Origin of the sequence: Xanthomonas sp. DAR33341 (assembly GCF_003992815.1) — a bacterium.
Taxonomy (GTDB): Bacteria; Pseudomonadota; Gammaproteobacteria; order Xanthomonadales; family Xanthomonadaceae; genus Xanthomonas; species Xanthomonas cissicola.
In genome coordinates this window covers 88360-104222 of the sequence record NZ_QEYV01000038.1, presented here as the reverse complement: position 1 = coordinate 104222, position 15863 = coordinate 88360, and the positions used below count along the sequence as shown (strand labels likewise).

Below are 15863 nucleotides of genomic sequence, written 5' to 3'. Positions count from 1 at the left end.
CAGGCGCTACCCGGCGCGCCCGGCGCCACGCCACATCGGCGGCACCTGCAGATAGGTCACGCTGCGCCATAGCCATTCCATCGGCCCGAAGCGGAACCAATGCAGCCAGCACCGGCTCAGCAGCACCTGCAGCGCGAACAGTGTCAGTGCGAACGGCAGTTGCCACACCCGCGGCAGCTGTTCGAAATAGCCCAGCCCGTAGCCGTAGAAGATGCCGGTGCAGACCAGCGATTGCAGCAGATAGTTGCTCAATGCCATCCGCCCTGCTGGCGCAAGCCATGCCAGGCGCGATGCCAGGCGCACCACCCATGCGGCGTAGCCCAGGCACATCAACGGCCCTGCAATCAGCGACAGCGCGAAGGCGCCGGACAGGCGCAGGTCCAGACGCGCCGGATCGATCCACGGCTCCAACGCATAACTTGCCAGCATCACGCCCAGCCCGAGCGGCAATACGCCATAGCGTAGCGTCGCAAACAAGCGTGGGAAGCGCTCGGGCGTGGCGATCGCACCGCTGCGCACGAACCAGCCACCGAGCAGGAACATGCCGAGCATGGCCGGGCCGTTGATGCTGAGGCCGGTCATCGCTTCCTGAAAGTCATGCCAGCGCTGCACCGTCGCTTGCAGGTAAGTGCCACTGCCGAATGCGGCGCGCTGCGCCTGCACATTCGCCAGCGCCTGCTGCGCGGCGTCGGCCATCGCCGCTTTCCACTGCACCGTCGCGGCAGGATCGGCCTGCGCCAGCTCGCCTGCCACGCCATACAGCAGGGTCAACCCAGGTGCACACAGGTACACCAATGCAGCGAACCACGGCAGCGTCACCGTCGGCACGTTGCGCGCGCTCAGCAGCAACAACGCCAGCAGGGCATAGGTCACCAGAACATCGCCGGACCACACCAGCAATGCATGGGCAAGCCCGATCGCCAACAGCCCGAGGGTGCGGCGTAGATACAGGCCGAAGAATGCGCGCCCGGCCTGTGCGGCGCGCTGCGCCATCACCGCAAAGCCCATGCCGAACAACAGCGAAAACAGCGTGTAGAACTTGCCTTGCACGAACACGTAGACCAGCGCATCGGCAACCCGGTCGGCGCCATGCCAATGCGGCTCCACGCCGGTCATGGCCAGATCGAGCGGCCCGACGAAGGCTTCCATGTTCATCAGCAGGATGCCCAGCAGCGCCACGCCGCGCAGGACATCCAGCACGACGATGCGTTCGGTCGCAGCAATGGGAAGCAGCACGTCGCGGGATGTCATCACGGCTCAGGCAACCAGATGCGGCGGCGCGCGCCGCAGAATGCAGACGGCCCGCCGATGGGGCGGGCCGTCAGGAACAGCAATCATGCACGCACCGCGGCAACCCACAGGCATGGGCCGATGTGCGTGTGGCGCGCATGCACCACCGTCGCGCCGGATGGCCGGCCTACGTCAGTGGTGCGCATGCGTCCCATCCGTCCAACCGCCACGCGAGCGCGTGCGTGCGTGACCGACCTTAGTGGTGATGACCGCCGTCGCCGTGCACATGGCCGTGGTCGCGTTCTTCCGCGGTGGCTTCGCGCACTTCGACGATCTCCACGTCGAAATGCAGATCCTTGCCGGCCATCGGGTGATTGAGGTCCACATCGACCACGCTCATGCCGACCTTCTGCACCGTCACCGCGCGCGGGCCGAAGTTGGTCTGCAGCACGACCTGGGTGCCGGGCACCAGTTTGGTGGCGCCGAAATGCTTCTTGGGCACGCGCTGGCTCAGGCCTTCGCGGTATTCGCCATAGGCTTCGGTGGCCTTGACGTCAACGCCGAAGCTCTCGCCGGCTTCCTTATCCATCATGGCCGCTTCCAGGCCCGGGATGATGTTGCCGTGGCCGATCATGATCGCCAACGGGTCACGCTCCTTGGAGCTCTCGATCGGCTCCTGGCCGATCTCCGAAACGGTGTAATGGAAGCGGACGACGCTGTCTTTTTCGATCTTCATGCCTGGCTCTGAATGGGCTGCCCGGTGGCAGACGGTTGAGGACGGCTTGTCGGCCGCCGGGTGCGCCGCCATCATGGCGACCTTTCGAACCGCCCATTATCCCGGCTCCATGCATATCACGCCAGTTTTCGCCGCCAGCGCCCGACGCGCCGCGGCCAGCCTGTTGCTGGGCCTGCTGCTCCTGGGGGGCTGTTCGTCGCATGCGCCAGTGCGGCGCCCGGCCGTGCCACCACCGGCTGCGCGCGTATGGCCGCAGGTGCCGCCGGCCGACCCGGCCGCCGCCAACAACATCCTGATGCGCGCGCTGGGGCTGGTGGGCACCCCGTACCGGTTTGGCGGCAATACGCCTCAGACCGGCTTCGACTGCAGCGGGCTGGTCACCTATGTCTACCAAGACGTATTGGCCCTGGCGCTACCGCGCACCTCGCGCGAACTGGCCGCGATCCAGGGCCCGCGCATCCCGCCCGAGCGACTTGCCACCGGCGATCTGGTGTTTTTCGGCGCTGGAGGCAACGTGACCCATGTTGGCATTTATGTAGGTGAAGGCCGCTTCGTGCATGCCCCTACCACCGGCGGTACGGTCCGCTTGGATTTTCTGGATGGAGCTTACTGGCGTGACCATTATTCAGGTTCAAAGCGGGTTTTGCACTAAAATGTGATGAACATCACAAGTCATAAAACGGAAAGTTAACTTTTTTTGAACGTAACGATTCTTTCACCAGGGCATCATCTCGCATCGACAGCAGAACTGTGATTCCCGCGTGACGAACGACGAACAGATCAAACCTGGCGCCGCACCGCTTCCGCCCCGGAAACCGCTCCGCCTGCTATGCGCCACCGCGTTGTTGATTGCAGCACTTCCTGCATTCGCGCAGACCGCCAGCAGCACGCCATCCGCTCCGCAGACGACCACGCCGGACAGCGCCGTCGCCGCCGAGAAGGCCGCAACCCGCAGCCGCGCCGACGCCGCTGCCACCGCAACACTGGCCGCCCTGCTTCCGCACCTGGCTGCCAACGACGCCATTCCGCTGATGGACCGCTCGGCGATGTTCGCTGGCGATCTCAGCCGCCTGCTTGCCAATTACGACGTGTCGCAGAGCGCAGCCAATGCTGCTCAGAACGCCGTGGCCGATAGCCGCGTGCAGGTGATCCTGCAGCGCGCCATGGCCCTGCTCGGCACTCCGTACGTCTGGGGCGGCGAATCCACCGAAGGGTTCGACTGCAGCGGCCTGGTCGGCTATGTATTCAAGACTGCGCTCGGCATCGACCTGCCGCGCGTCTCGCGCGACATCGCCCGCGACGAATCGGCCGAACTGATCAAGGACCCGAGCGCGCTGAAGGCTGGCGACCTGGTGTTCTTCGGCAAGCGTGGCCGTATCGACCATGTCGGCCTGGTGGTCGGCGACGGCAAGTTCCTGCACGCGCCCAGCCGCGGCAAGGACGTGCGCGTGGATTCGCTGGCCAGCGGCTACTGGAGCGAGAAGTTCATCCAGGCGCGCCGGGTGCTGTAACGCTCGGTTGCTTTCGACTCATTCGAAGAGGGCCGCGACGATCTCGCGGCCTTTTTGTTGCGCGGAACCGGGCCGCGACGTCCATGTGCGACCGCGCAGCCTCTATCGGCGCCTACCGGCCCACGCGCCAGGCGCACCAGGAGCCGCGCTGCCCGCACCGCCTACGCCGTCATCGGGCAGATGATCTACCGGTACACGGGATGCGGCTTACTGCGAGGCGTCGGCCTTGTACCGTGCCATGGTGTCCTCGATGCCCTTGCTCAACTCCATCACCTTGAGCGCGTATTCCGCCAGGCGTTGATCTTCCGGGGTATCTGGCCGCCAGGACGGCACTTCCACCGGGGTGATCCCGTCCGGATCCATCGCCACGAACACGATGATGCAATGCGTGCACAGGCGCGAATCGCCGCCCATCGGACTGCGCGCGCGTACATCGATCGCGAAATGCATGCTGCTGCGGCCGGTGTAGACGAGCTTGGCCGACACGGCCACCAGATCGCCGATGCGCACCGGCGCCACGAAGCGGATACCGCCCACCGCCACGGTGACGCAGTAATGCCCACTCCAACCACTGGCCGCCGCAAAACCAACCTGGTCGATCCACTTCATCACCACGCCGCCATGCACCTTGCCGCCGAAGTTGACGTCGCTGGGCTCGGCCAGAAAACGAAATGTCAGATCACGCTGTTGGCCAATCACCGCCCGCCCTCGTCAATGGATGAGCTGGAAGTGTGCCATGTGGGTGGAACTCGTCGTACCCACGACGCGATTGCCGTACCGGTCGACGTGAGCGCAACGAAGATCGGCACAAGACCTGTCATCAGCCAAGATGCGGGATGCCTTGAAATTCGTCCCGTGAGCCTGAGCAGCGCCATCGTCAGATCGCCCGACTCCCCCTGCCCCACGTGATCGAACAACGTCAACAAGCACGCTCAACCGCCAATCACCTCAAGGTTGTCCCGCTTGCGCAGACACAGCCACGGGAAATGCGGCTGCGGCAACCCGAGCGCCTTTCGCATACGGGCGCTCCAACGACGCGGGTCGAACAACCACTGCACCGCAAAGCGGTCGAACGTCGCGTAGGTATGCTGGTGGTAATGCGCAGCCAGTTCCGGAACGCCCAGCTCGGTGAAGTAGCGCAGGCTGCGTGCGGCGCTCTCTTGGCCCTGCTGCGGCGTGGCGTAGAGCGGGCTATCGAGAATATGCAGCACGCCATCCTCGCGCAGATGCGCGAGCAAACGCTCGATCAACGCGCCAGGATCAGCGAAATACTGCACGCAGGCGGGCAGCACGATGATGTCGAACACCTCGCGCGGCAGTGCCACGGTCTGGATGTCGCCAGCGATGAAACTCAGGCCCGTTGCATGGCCGAACACGCGTGCGGCCTGGCTGAGCTCGGTGCGATTGACGTCGATGCCGCACACCTCGCGTTGCAGCGACTGCGCCAGCAAGTGCGATAGCCAGCCATTGCCGCAACCGAGTTCGAGGATGGCGCCCTCGCCGGCATGCGTGGCCAGGTGCTGCGCCAGCAAACTGCTCGACAGCGCGCGCACGCGCCATTCCAGCGTTGCCCCCAGTTTTCCGCCCGGACGCGGCAGGCCGCGCACCTGCGCATCGGTATAGAGTCGGCCTTCCTTGCGCCGGATCTCCAGGTAGTGCGTCTCGAAGGGGTCATCGGCCAAGCCGCGCTGCACCAACACGCCATCCATGCGCTCCAGCTCGGGCAACTGCTGCAGCCGTTCGCGCAGGTGTGGAGATCCGGCACGCATCAAGCTGCCTCAGCGCAGTGGTTTGGCGCTGTCAGCCGGCGGTTCTTCCAGTCCCACATTGGTGGAGGCGGATTCGTAGATGCTCTTGTCGAGCAGGCCGGTTTGCTTGGCCACCAGCACCGGCACCAGCATCTGCCCGGTGACGTTGGTCATGGTGCGCATCATGTCCAGGATGCGGTCGATCGCATACAGGTACCCGATCACTTCCAACGGCAGATTGGCCGCACTCAGCACCACCGTGGCCATGATGACCGCCGTGCCCGGTACGCCGGCCGTGCCGAAGCTGCCGAGCACCGAGGCGATCAGCACCACGAAATACTGGTTGGCGGTCAGGGGGACGCCGGTGTATTGCGCGATGAACACCGCGCACAACGCCGGAAAGATTGCGCCGCAGCCGTCCATCTTGATGCTGGCGCCCAGCGGTACCGCGAATGCAGCGTAATCCTTGCTGACCCCCAGGTTGTGGGTAATCGAACGCATCGCCACCGGCATTGCCGCAAAGCTCGACGAACTGACGAACGCCACCTGCATGCCAGGCGCGGCACCGCGGAAAAACTTCCACGGGTTGAGCCCATGTGCGAGCAACAGGCTGCTGTAGACCACCACAATGTGGATCGCGCAGGCCACATACAGCGCCAGCACGAAATTGCCGAACGGCAGCAGCTTCGAAAAGCCGTAGCTGCCGACCAGGCCAGCGATCAGCCCAAAGGTGCCGAGCGGAGTCATCTCCAGCACGAAGCGCGTCACCTGGATCATGATGTCGCTCATCTGCCCGGTGAGCTTGCGCGCCTCGGCCACACGCTCGCCAAGCTTGACCATCGCAAAGCCCAGCAACGCGGCGAAGAAGATCACCGGCAGGATCGAGCCACGCCCCGCCGCCAGCACCGTTTCGCCGGCCGCGTTGGTCTTGGTGCCGATGCCGGTCAATGCGTAGAACGGGTTGGACGGCACCACATCCAGCAGCACTTGGACCGGGCTGGGCACATCGCGCGGTTTCCAGCCCGAATCCACGCTCAAGCTGAAATGGCCGGCACCCGGCTGCATGATCGTGCCGACCGCCAGGCCCACGGCCACCGCCAATGCTGCGGTGATCACAAACCACAAGAACGTGCGCCCGCCGAGTGCGGCAACCGACTTTTGCCCGTGCAACGACGAGATCGCATTGATCACCGCAAAGAACACCAGCGGGATGGCGATCATCTTGATCAGCGTGACGTACAGGTCACCCAGGGGACCGAACCACACATCGGTCGCCGGGCCCATGGCCCAGCCGACCAGCGCGCCGAGGACGAAGCCGGCCACCACGCGCTGCCAGAACGGAATGCGCAACCACGCCGCAACCAGTTTCATGTCGTCGAATCTTCTGGGGGAAAGTGCATGCACCATAGCCCAGGGCTGCCCTGCTCGCGAGACCACAGCTGGAACAGCGCTGTGTCATCGGTGTGACACCACCCAGCGCGGCATAATGGGGATTGGATTCAGTCACGAGTTCGATGCCGATGCGTTACCGCCTGCCTACCCTCGCCGCCCTGACCACGCTGTGCGTCGCTGCCTGCGCTTCCACCACCGGGAGCGGCACCTCCGCACCCGCGTCGGTCCGCGTGGAGGTGCCGCCGGTCACGCACCCCGCCGGCGAAACCCCGCAATGGTGGTACCGCTCGGGCGCCGCCCGCGCGGCCGGCAACGGCGCCATGGCCGGCAAGGCGCGCAACGTGATCCTGTTCCTGGGCGATGGCATGAGCCTGACCACGGTGGCCGCCGCGCGCATCCTGGACGGCCAGCGCAAGGGCGGCCCGGGCGAAGAGAACCTGCTGTCGTGGGAGCAGTTTCCCGCCACCGCTTTCAGCAAGACCTACAACACCGACTCGCAGACGCCGGATTCGGCCGGCACCATGACCTCCATCACCACCGGCGTGAAGTCGCACATGGGCGCGATCGGCGTCAGCAGCGGCAACCGCAGCGACTGCGCCGACAGCTTGAACAAGGGCCTGCTGAGCTGGCTGCAGCTGGCCGACAGCGCCGGCATGGCCACCGGCATCGTCACCACCACGCGCCTGACCCATGCCACGCCGGCGACAACCTATGCGCATTCGCCGGACCGCAACTGGGAAAACGACACCGACCTTCCCGAGTCGGCGCGTGCTGCCGGTTGCCAGGACATTGCCCAGCAATTGCTCTCCACCGCCCGCTACGGCCGAGGCCCGCAGGTGGTGCTGGGCGGAGGACGCAGCCAGTTCCAGAGCGTGCAGGAGCGCGACCCGGAATACGACGACAAGGTGGGCCTGCGCCTGGACGGTCGCGATCTGGTCGCCGAGTGGAAACAAGCGCACCCGCAGGGCGCCTATGTCTGGAACGAGCAGCAATTGCAGGCAGCGTCCGGTGCACCTGCGCTGCTGGGGCTGTTCGAACCGGACCACATGCAGTTCGATCACGACCGCAACCGCACCCCGCAGGGCGAGCCCAGCCTGACCGAGATGACCCGCACCGCGATCCAGTCGCTGTCGCGCGAGCCGAATGGGTTCGTACTGATGGTCGAAGGCGGCCGCATCGATCACGCCAACCACGCCGGCAACGCCTACCGCGCGCTCGATGAAACCGTGTCGCTGTCCGAAGCCGTGCGCGTTGCTGTGCAGACTGCGCCACCGGACACGCTGATCATCGTCACCGCCGACCATTCGCACACGCTCAACTTCGTCGGCTACCCGGTGCGCGGTAACCCGATCCTGGGCAAGGTGCGCGGCACCGGCGGCGAAGAAGGCGACCGCAGCCAGCTGGCCACCGACCTGGCCGGCCAGCCGTACACCACGCTCAGCTACGCCAACGGCCCCGGCTATACAGGTGCCAGCAACGCGCAGCCGGCCGGTCCCAAGAAGTATCCGCACGAACCCAGCAGCAGCGAGCCGGCCACTGGCCGCCCGGACCTGAGCCATGTCGACACCGAAGCCCCCAGCTACATGCAGGAAGCGCTGGTGCCGACCAAATCCGAAAGCCACGGCGGCGAAGATGTCGGCAGCTGGGCCACCGGCCCCGGCAGCGCGGCATTCCGCGGCACGCTGGAAGAGAACGTGATCTACCACGTCATCGTCCAGGCCACTCCGCGCCTGCGCGAGCGCCTGTGCAAGGCCGGCACCTGCAATGCCGCTGGTGTGCCGGTGGAATTGCCCAAGCCGGCCACGTTCGAGGCTGCGGTCAAGCGCTGATGCGCAGGCGGCGCTGCAGCGATGGCGGGCGAGCCGGCGCATGATGCGGTCGACGCAGCGCCGCTCGACCTGCCTGCCTGGCTTCGCCAATGCCGTGTGCGAGCACGTCTGCAAACGGCCGCAGTCCCCGGCTGTCGGTGTGGTGCTCAGACGGGCCGTCGCGGAGCGATGCGGTAACCGCGCACGGCAGCCAATTGCAGCCAAGGCTGCAGCTGCGCACCGTTGTTCGCGCTGTGGGACGCCGAGAACACTGGAATCGTCGCTGTATCTTCAGCAGGCAACACCGCAGGCAGGCGACCGACCGGCCATCACGCAGCCGGGACGGCATCTGCTCACCAGGCGCGCAGGATGCGCTGCGAGGTCGCGCCTGTGCTGACCGGCACCCCGCTGCTGCCAGCCACCCCGCCTGGCCCGGTGCTGCTGGCCTACAGCGGCGGGATGGATTCCAGCGTACTGCTACATCTGCTGGCGGCGAGGCCGCGCTATCGACACGCAGGATTGCGCGCGCTGCATGTGCATCATGGGTTGCACGCCGATGCCGACGCCTGGGCGGCGCATTGCCAACGCACGTGCGACGCGCTGCAGGTGCCGTTGCAGATCGTGCGGGTGCAGGTGGCACGCGACAGCGGGCTTGGGCTGGAAGCGGCAGCACGCAATGCGCGCCACGCGGCTTTTGCGCAGGCCCTCATTGCTGGCGAATGGCTGGCGCTGGCGCATCATCGCGACGACCAGGCGGAAACGTTCCTGCTGCGTGCGCTGCGCGCGTCCGGCCCCGAAGGCCTGGCGGCGATGCGCCCGCAGCGCCCGTTCGCCAGCGGCACGTTGTGGCGCCCGATGCTGGCGCATGCGCGCGCCGATCTGCTTGCTTACGCGCATGCGCACCGATTGCGCTGGATCGATGACCCCAGCAACACCGACCCACGCCACGACCGCAATTTCCTGCGCTCCCAGGTGTTGCCGTTGCTGCAGCAACGCTGGCCGCAGGCGACCGACGCGCTGGCGCGCAGTGCGCAACTGAGCGCCGATGCCAGCGCGTTGCTGCTGCAGCAAGACATGGCGTTGCTGCCAGGCGTGCTTACCGCCAGCGGCGCGCTGGATCTGCAAGCATTGCGCGCGCAATCTGTGGAACGAAGGGCAAGGCTGTTGCGCGCCTGGGTGAGTGCGGCGCACGCGCCGCCGCTGCCTGCGCACGGCGTGGCCGCACTGGAGCAGGAAATCGACAATCACGCTGCAGATCGGCACGCCTGCTTTGCGTGGCAGCAGGTAGAAGTACGCCGCTGGCGCCAGTGCCTGTTTCTGCATCGCCCCGCTGCGGCCTGGCCGTCGGACTGGCACGCGCAGTGGGACGGCGCAGCGCCCCTGCAACTCCCCGACGGTGCGCAGTTGCGGTTGCTCGGCGCACCGGGCCTGCGCTTTGCGCAACCGCTGCTGGTTCGGGCCCGCCAGGGCGGCGAGCGCATCGTGTTGCCGCAGCGCGGGCATTCGCACCAACTCAAACATCTGCTGCAGGCGCTGGATCTACCGCCGTGGGAACGCGAGCGCCTGCCGGTCCTGTGGGAAGGCGCGCAGGTGCTCGCGGCCGGCGACTGCATCATTTCCGGCGCCTTGGACGCATGGCTGCAGGCCAATGCCGCAGCGCTGCAGTGGCGCACGGCTGCCGATGCGAATTGACCCGCCTGCGCGCGCGCCGCACACTTTAGCGATGGCCAAGAAGTCCTTGAACGAAACGTCCCCGGTTGCCCGCTTCGAACAGTCGCTGGAAGAACTCGAGCAACTGGTGCAGAAGATGGAAGTCGGCGATCTGAGCCTGGAGCAATCGCTCACGGCCTACGAGCGCGGCATCGGCTTGTACCGTGATTGCCAGCAGGCGCTGGAACAGGCCGAACTGCGCGTGCGCCTGTTGACCGACCCCGCCCGCCCCGAGCTTGCCGAAGCCTTCGAACCCCCGTCGCTGGACGGCTGAGGTGAGCTCGGCGTTGTTCGACCACTGGATCGCCCGCACCGAACGCAGCCTGGAGGCCGGCTTGCCGAGCGCCACGCATGCGCCGCAGCGCCTGCATGCAGCGATGCGCCACGCCGTGCTGGGCGGGGGCAAGCGCATGCGGCCGCTGCTGGTCTACGCAAGCGGCGCATTGTTCGGTGCCGCTGAGGATCAGCTCGACACGCCCGCGGTGGCAGTAGAGCTGATTCACGCTTATTCGCTGGTGCACGACGATTTGCCGGCGATGGACGACGACGCGCTGCGACGCGGCCAGCCCACCGTGCATATCGCCTTCGACGAGGCCACCGCGATTCTGGCCGGCGATGCCTTGCAGACGCGCGCGTTCGAATTACTCGCCGCTGCCGCTGCCAGCGCCGAACTGCGCGTGGGCTGGATGCAGAGCCTGGCCACCGCGGCGGGCGCGGCGGGCATGTGCGGCGGCCAGGCGCTGGACATCGATGCGACCGGGCAACTGCAATCGCTGCAGCACCTGCAACGCATGCATGCGCTCAAGACCGGCGCGTTGATCCGTGCAGCGGTACGGATGGGCGCACTGACCGGAGGCGCAGCGTTGGCCGACCAGCAGCGCCTGGACGAATTTGCCGACGCGCTGGGCCTGGCCTTCCAGGTGCGCGACGACATCCTGGATGTGGAATCGAGCTCGGCGCAGCTGGGCAAGACCGCCGGCAAGGACGCGGCGCAATCCAAATCCACCTACCCCGCCCTGCTGGGGATGGACGGCGCCAAGGCGAAGCTGGCCGAACTGGCCGCGCGCATGCACGACGTCCTGCAGCCCTACGGGCAACCAGGCGAGACATTGGCCACCTTGGGCCGGTTTGCGGTGGACCGCGCGCACTAGGCGCCGTTGCCAACGCCGCTACACCGCAGCAAGCGGGGGCGGCCGATGCCCAATGGATCTGAAGTTCCTGCGTGCCGCGACGGCGCGCTGGTCGCTCGCGGCCACATCTCGACCATTGACGACATAAATCGGACGCAAAGGACATGATTTGCGCACTCCGTGCGCCAGCGCACGGTCAACGCCTGCAGCAGCGGCGACCAACCAGCGAACTCGGTCACACATTGCAACTTTTCTTGGGTGCGTTTGTGCCAGTCGTTGACACATTCGAAGTCGCAGAACGTGACCGAATGCACATTCAAAGCTGAATTGTCGACATTTTTGATATTTCGGCACCGTACATAAGTTCGATACGAACAAAAATATTCGCAATTGAATAACTTGTCGCGTTCGCTCGTCCTGCCTAGGTTTGGCTTGCCCGCATCCGCGGACATCCCCCGATCACACGGAGAGTTACTGGTGAAGAACGTTTTTTTTGCATCGTTTGCAGCAGGCACGCTGGCCGTTGTTGGCGTCCTCGGATCGGCGCAGGCGCAGTCTGTGCGCGGCCCGGTTCCATTGACCATCGAACTGTCGCCAGTGGCCGACCAGGCCGGGCGTCATCAGGGCAAGATCGCCGTCACCGTCACCAATAACGGCAGCCAGATCGCGCGCGTGCCGACCTATCAGCTGCCGCTGAAATCACTGGATAACGGCATTCTGGAAGTGAGCCGCGACGGCAAGCCAGTGGATTACACCGGGCGCCTGGTCAAGCGCGGCCTGCCCAAGGCCGCCGACTTCACCATCCTGCAGCCGGGTCAGAGCGTGAAGGGCGAGGTCGATCTGGCCGGCGCCTACGATCTGTCCACCAGCGGCAACTACACCATTCAGGTGCGCTCGGCGCTGCAGTACGCCTCCTTTTCCGACGGCAGTCTGATGAAAGCGGCCAACGGCGAGCCGGCCGTGGCCACCAGCACCCCGCTCACCGTGTGGCTGGACGGCGTCAGCCGTGGGGTACAGCGCCAGCTTGCAGTCGGCCCGACCGCCGTGGTCAACGGCATCAACTACCTCAACTGCAGCACTACCCGCACTAGTCAGGCCGGCAGTGCAGTGACCGCCGCGCGCAATTACTCGCAGAACGCGCGCAACTACCTCAACGCCGGCAGCACTGGTGCGCGCTACACCACCTGGTTCGGCGCCTATAACGCCTCGCGCTACAGCCGGGTGAGCTCGAACTTCGTCAACATCGATAATGCGCTGGACCAGAACAACGGCCAGATCACCATCAATTGCGGTTGCACCGAAAGTGCCTACGCGTACGTCTATGCCAACGCGCCTTACGAGATCTATGTCTGCAATGCGTTCTGGAGTGCATCGACCACCGGCACCGACTCCAAGGCCGGCACGCTGGTGCACGAGATGAGTCACTTCACGGTCGTCGCCGGCACCCAGGACCGCGTCTACGGCCAGTCCGGCGCGCGCAGCCTGGCGATCAGCAACCCCGCGCAGGCCATCACCAATGCCGACAGCCATGAGTACTTCGCAGAAAACACCCCGGCGCAGAACTGATCGCTCCATCGCCTGATACGACAAAGGCCCGGCATCGCTGCCGGGCCTTTGTTGTTTCCACTGCACCAGTTACTTGATCAGACGCAGCGCGAACGGGTAACGGTAATGCTCGCCATTATTGGCCTTGACTGCGGCCAGGATGCACAGCACCAGGTTGGCAATCCACACCAGCGTCGGCAAGAAGAACAGGATGCCGAACGAGACAATGGTCAGAATGATCGCTGCCACGGTGGCAATGAGCACGGTAATCTGGAAATTCAGCGCTTCCTTGGCTTGATCGGTCGCAAACGGCTTGGACGGGCTGGCGTCCTTGCTGATCAACCAGATCACCAACGCGCCGACGAACGAGCTCACGATGCCGAGCAGATGCGCGGCCAGCGCGAGCGTGCGCTCCTCCGACGGACTGCTGGTGCCCACCGGCGGCGGTGGTGGCGGTGCGGCGTGCGATTCGAATTCGCTCATCATGTCTCCCCGTGCATGGTTGTGGTGCGGCGGACTATAGCAACGATTCAACCAGCCACCAGTGCGGAAAGACATGGGCGCACGGCCCGGCCGTGGCTGCAATGGGCGACAAGACCGCCCTGCCTTGCGGCGAGCTAGCGCCGCCCACGAGACGCAGATGGCTTATTCAATAGCGTCGTAAAATGCGCGGGATAGCGCTCGCACGTCGCGCGCGCCGCCGCATGATCCATACCCTCTTGCATCGCGCGCCCGAGAACGCGGGCGGCGAACCGTGACTGCCCGCTTCGGCCCCACGCGCATGCACCGTCAGGCTCGAACGACTGCTCGCGCGACGCTCTCCGACACAACAAGCCGCCGCTCGGAAACCGGTGAAGCCGGTACAGCCGATGCCGCTCAGCTGTCGCCTGCCACCGTCATGCGGTTGATCAGCACCGAGCCGATCTTGACGTGCGAGCGCGGATCGACATCGCTGCCCACCGCTTCGATGCCGGCGAACATGTCGCGCAGATTGCCGGCGACGGTCAGGCCATCGACCGGATAGGCAATCACGCCATTCTCGATCCAGAAGCCACCCGCCCCGCGCGAATAGTCGCCGGTGACGGGATTGACGCCATTGCCCATCAATTCGGTGACCAGCAGGCCGCGCGACATGCCGGCAATCATCGACGCCAGATCGCCTGCATTGGCGGTGACCTGCAGGTTGTGGACGCCGCCGGCATTGGCGGTGGTCTGCAGGCCCAGCTTGCGTGCCGAATAGCTGCCCAGCACATAGCGCTGCAGCACGCCGTCGGTGATCAGCGCCGAACGCCGCGTCGCCACGCCTTCGCCGTCGAAGGCGGCCGAGCGCAAGCCGCGGCGCAGGTGCGGCAGCTCTTCGATGTTGAACCAGTCCGGGAACAACTTGCTGCCGACGCTGTCGAGCAGGAAGCTGGCGCGGCGATACAGCGCGCCGCCGGACACCGCACCGAGCAGGTGGCCGACCAGCGAGCGCGCCACTTCCGGAGCGAACAGCACCGGCAACTGGCCGGTGGGCAGCGAACGCGGCTGCAAGCGCGCCACGGTACGCGCGGCGGCATGGCGGCCGATGGCGTCGGGCGCTTCCAGGTCCTCGCGTGCCATTGCACTGCTGTACCAGCCGTCGCGCTGCATGCCGTCGCCCTGGCCGGCGATCAGCGCGCAGCTGATCGAATGATGGGTACCGCGCTCGCGGCCGACGAAGCCATGCGAATTGGCGTACACCGACAGGCTGAGCCCGGTGCTGGCCGAGGCGCCGTCGGAGTTGCTGATGCGCGCATCGGCGTCGCGGCCGGCGGTTTCGCAGGCCAGCGCCAGATCCACCGCGGTGTCGGCGTCCAGCGCCCACGGGTGCCAGCCATCCAGCTCGGGGAACTCGCGCGCCATCAACTCCGGGTCGGCCAGGCCGGCGGCCACGTCGTCCTCGGTGAAGCGGGCGATCGCGCAGGCCTGCGCCACGGTGGATTCCAGGCTGGAATCCTGCAGGTCGGCGGTGCTGGCACTGCCCTTGCGCTTGCCGAAGTAGACCGTGACCGCAATGCCGCGATCGCGGGTGGATTCGACCGTCTCCACATCGCCCAGCCGCACATTGACGTCCAGGCCGCGCTCTTCGCTGCAGCTCACTTCGGCCTGCGTGGCGCCGGCCGCACGCGCGCGCTCGAGCAGGCGCTGGGAGATGTCGGTGAGCGCATCCAGGCGCTGCAGGCTGTCGTCGGTGACGCGGATTTCGGAGGAGAGTACGTTCAATGCTTTATCCTTGGAAACGCGGATCCGTCCGCGAAAGCCCGGCTGTCCATGGCCGGAGTGTTTGAATTCGGTGCGGAGTTGTTCCGCCGACGCCCGGCCGTTCGAGGCCGGAGATGTTTATCAACCAAGTTTCGGGATGTGGTGGCAATGCGCGGACGCGATGAAGAGACCGGTGAATTTCGCGGCGCCAGCCGCAGCCAGCAGCGGCGCGAGGCGCTGGAGATTTTCGACCTGGGCGAAAAGCTGGTGGCGCTGACCCCGGCGCAGTTGGCCAAGTTGCCGGTGCCCGAATCGCTGATCCCGCATATCGAAGAGAGCAAGCGGATCACCTCGCATATCGCGCACAAGCGGCAATTGGCGTTTCTGGCCAAGCACATGCGCCGCGAGGACGAGCAGACCCTGGCCGCGATCCGCGATGCGCTGGACGCCAATAGCGACACCGCGCGCCGCGAAGTGGCGGCGATCCACCGGGTCGAGCGCTGGCGCGAACGCCTGCTCGCCGAAGGCGACGTGGCGCTGGCCGAACTGCTGGAAGCCTACCCGGCTGCCGACCGCCAGCAACTGCGTCAGCTGGTACGCAACGCGATCCACGAACGCGCCAAAAACAAGCCTCCGCGCGCCTACCGCGAACTGTTCCAGGTGCTGCGCGACCTGTCTCAAGAGCAGGGATTGGAGAGTGGGGATTCGGGATTGGAAGACGGCGAATCGGCGTCGGAGGACGACGAATAAGGATCCGCTGGATCCATCAATCGAGGCAACGGCCATCCCAGCCGTTGCCAATTCCAAATCCCGACTCCCGATTCCCCTCT

At 65.9% G+C, this 15863-nt stretch carries 15 protein-coding genes; 8 read left to right on the top strand and 7 right to left on the bottom strand.

Going from position 1 to position 15863, the window contains the following annotated elements; all coding sequences use genetic code 11:
- Positions 1 to 6 precede the first annotated feature (6 nt).
- Entirely contained in the window at positions 7 to 1251 is a 1245-nt protein-coding gene (locus EO156_RS19895; protein ID WP_016848649.1) for a DUF418 domain-containing protein, read from the bottom strand.
- Positions 1252 to 1486: 235 nt separating this feature from the next.
- On the bottom strand, positions 1487 to 1966 hold the full coding sequence (locus EO156_RS19890) for a peptidylprolyl isomerase (RefSeq protein WP_003486870.1): 480 nt from the start codon (positions 1964 to 1966) through the stop codon (positions 1487 to 1489).
- A gap of 109 nt (positions 1967 to 2075) precedes the next feature.
- Here EO156_RS19890 and EO156_RS19885 point away from each other — a divergent pair, with 109 nt between their 5' ends.
- Together EO156_RS19885 and EO156_RS19880 are read left to right on the top strand one after the other, a co-directional pair.
- Complete coding sequence (locus EO156_RS19885) at positions 2076 to 2618, top strand: C40 family peptidase (protein WP_029829207.1); 543 nt, start codon at positions 2076 to 2078, stop codon at positions 2616 to 2618.
- A 109-nt stretch (positions 2619 to 2727) separates the two neighbouring features.
- On the top strand, positions 2728 to 3477 hold the full coding sequence (locus EO156_RS19880; protein ID WP_003486867.1) for a C40 family peptidase: 750 nt from the start codon (positions 2728 to 2730) through the stop codon (positions 3475 to 3477).
- A gap of 207 nt (positions 3478 to 3684) precedes the next feature.
- On the opposite strand, the gene EO156_RS19875 is transcribed toward EO156_RS19880, so the two are convergent.
- The 3 genes from EO156_RS19875 to EO156_RS19865 all read right to left on the bottom strand — a co-directional run bounded on the left by EO156_RS19875 (position 3685) and on the right by EO156_RS19865 (position 6596).
- Positions 3685 to 4176 (bottom strand): acyl-CoA thioesterase, encoded by a 492-nt coding sequence (locus EO156_RS19875; RefSeq protein WP_003486865.1) that lies wholly within the window; start codon positions 4174 to 4176, stop codon positions 3685 to 3687.
- 233 nt (positions 4177 to 4409) lie between these two features.
- The gene (locus EO156_RS19870; protein ID WP_016850436.1) at positions 4410 to 5246 is read right to left on the bottom strand and encodes a class I SAM-dependent methyltransferase; all 837 of its coding nucleotides are present in this window, start codon (positions 5244 to 5246) and stop codon (positions 4410 to 4412) included.
- Positions 5247 to 5255: 9 nt separating this feature from the next.
- Positions 5256 to 6596, bottom strand: a complete 1341-nt coding sequence (locus EO156_RS19865; RefSeq protein ID WP_016850437.1) for a dicarboxylate/amino acid:cation symporter — start codon at positions 6594 to 6596, stop codon at positions 5256 to 5258.
- Positions 6597 to 6739: 143 nt separating this feature from the next.
- Between EO156_RS19865 and EO156_RS19860 the strand changes: the two genes are divergently transcribed.
- From EO156_RS19860 to EO156_RS19835, 5 genes are all read left to right on the top strand, one after another.
- Complete coding sequence (locus EO156_RS19860) at positions 6740 to 8446, top strand: alkaline phosphatase (RefSeq protein WP_029996341.1); 1707 nt, start codon at positions 6740 to 6742, stop codon at positions 8444 to 8446.
- 348 nt (positions 8447 to 8794) lie between these two features.
- Complete coding sequence (tilS, locus tag EO156_RS19850) at positions 8795 to 10117, top strand: tRNA lysidine(34) synthetase TilS (protein ID WP_016849599.1); 1323 nt, start codon at positions 8795 to 8797, stop codon at positions 10115 to 10117.
- Between the two features lie 31 nt (positions 10118 to 10148).
- Positions 10149 to 10409 (top strand): exodeoxyribonuclease VII small subunit, encoded by a 261-nt coding sequence (locus tag EO156_RS19845; RefSeq protein ID WP_003486852.1) that lies wholly within the window; start codon positions 10149 to 10151, stop codon positions 10407 to 10409.
- A gap of 1 nt (position 10410) precedes the next feature.
- Positions 10411 to 11286: a polyprenyl synthetase family protein gene (locus tag EO156_RS19840; RefSeq protein WP_016849600.1), complete on the top strand. Its 876-nt coding sequence runs from the start codon at positions 10411 to 10413 to the stop codon at positions 11284 to 11286.
- Positions 11287 to 11742: 456 nt separating this feature from the next.
- Positions 11743 to 12831, top strand: a complete 1089-nt coding sequence (locus EO156_RS19835) for a M35 family metallo-endopeptidase (protein ID WP_016849601.1) — start codon at positions 11743 to 11745, stop codon at positions 12829 to 12831.
- 69 nt (positions 12832 to 12900) lie between these two features.
- Here the strand turns inward: EO156_RS19835 and EO156_RS19830 are convergent, their stop codons facing one another.
- Both EO156_RS19830 and pmbA read right to left on the bottom strand, forming a co-directional pair.
- Positions 12901 to 13368 carry a DUF4870 domain-containing protein gene (locus tag EO156_RS19830; protein ID WP_016849602.1) on the bottom strand — a complete coding sequence of 156 codons (468 nt, stop codon included), beginning with the start codon at positions 13366 to 13368 and terminating at the stop codon, positions 12901 to 12903.
- Positions 13369 to 13686: 318 nt separating this feature from the next.
- Positions 13687 to 15054: a metalloprotease PmbA gene (gene pmbA / locus EO156_RS19825; RefSeq protein ID WP_016849603.1), complete on the bottom strand. Its 1368-nt coding sequence runs from the start codon at positions 15052 to 15054 to the stop codon at positions 13687 to 13689.
- A gap of 147 nt (positions 15055 to 15201) precedes the next feature.
- Between pmbA and yjgA the strand changes: the two genes are divergently transcribed.
- Positions 15202 to 15783, top strand: a complete 582-nt coding sequence (yjgA, locus tag EO156_RS19820; protein WP_005912958.1) for a ribosome biogenesis factor YjgA — start codon at positions 15202 to 15204, stop codon at positions 15781 to 15783.
- The last annotated feature ends 80 nt before the right edge of the window (positions 15784 to 15863 follow it).

Coding starts and splice junctions, on each gene's coding strand:
- EO156_RS19895 (WP_016848649.1), bottom strand. CDS start 1,251: ATGACATCCCGCGACGTGCTGCTTCCCATTGCTGCGACCGAACGCATC.
- EO156_RS19890 (WP_003486870.1), bottom strand. CDS start 1,966: ATGAAGATCGAAAAAGACAGCGTCGTCCGCTTCCATTACACCGTTTCG.
- EO156_RS19885 (WP_029829207.1), top strand. CDS start 2,076: ATGCATATCACGCCAGTTTTCGCCGCCAGCGCCCGACGCGCCGCGGCC.
- EO156_RS19870 (WP_016850436.1), bottom strand. CDS start 5,246: ATGCGTGCCGGATCTCCACACCTGCGCGAACGGCTGCAGCAGTTGCCC.
- EO156_RS19865 (WP_016850437.1), bottom strand. CDS start 6,596: ATGAAACTGGTTGCGGCGTGGTTGCGCATTCCGTTCTGGCAGCGCGTG.
- EO156_RS19860 (WP_029996341.1), top strand. CDS start 6,740: ATGCCGATGCGTTACCGCCTGCCTACCCTCGCCGCCCTGACCACGCTG.
- tilS (WP_016849599.1), top strand. CDS start 8,795: ATGCGCTGCGAGGTCGCGCCTGTGCTGACCGGCACCCCGCTGCTGCCA.
- EO156_RS19845 (WP_003486852.1), top strand. CDS start 10,149: ATGGCCAAGAAGTCCTTGAACGAAACGTCCCCGGTTGCCCGCTTCGAA.
- EO156_RS19830 (WP_016849602.1), bottom strand. CDS start 13,368: ATGTCTTTCCGCACTGGTGGCTGGTTGAATCGTTGCTATAGTCCGCCG.
- yjgA (WP_005912958.1), top strand. CDS start 15,202: ATGCGCGGACGCGATGAAGAGACCGGTGAATTTCGCGGCGCCAGCCGC.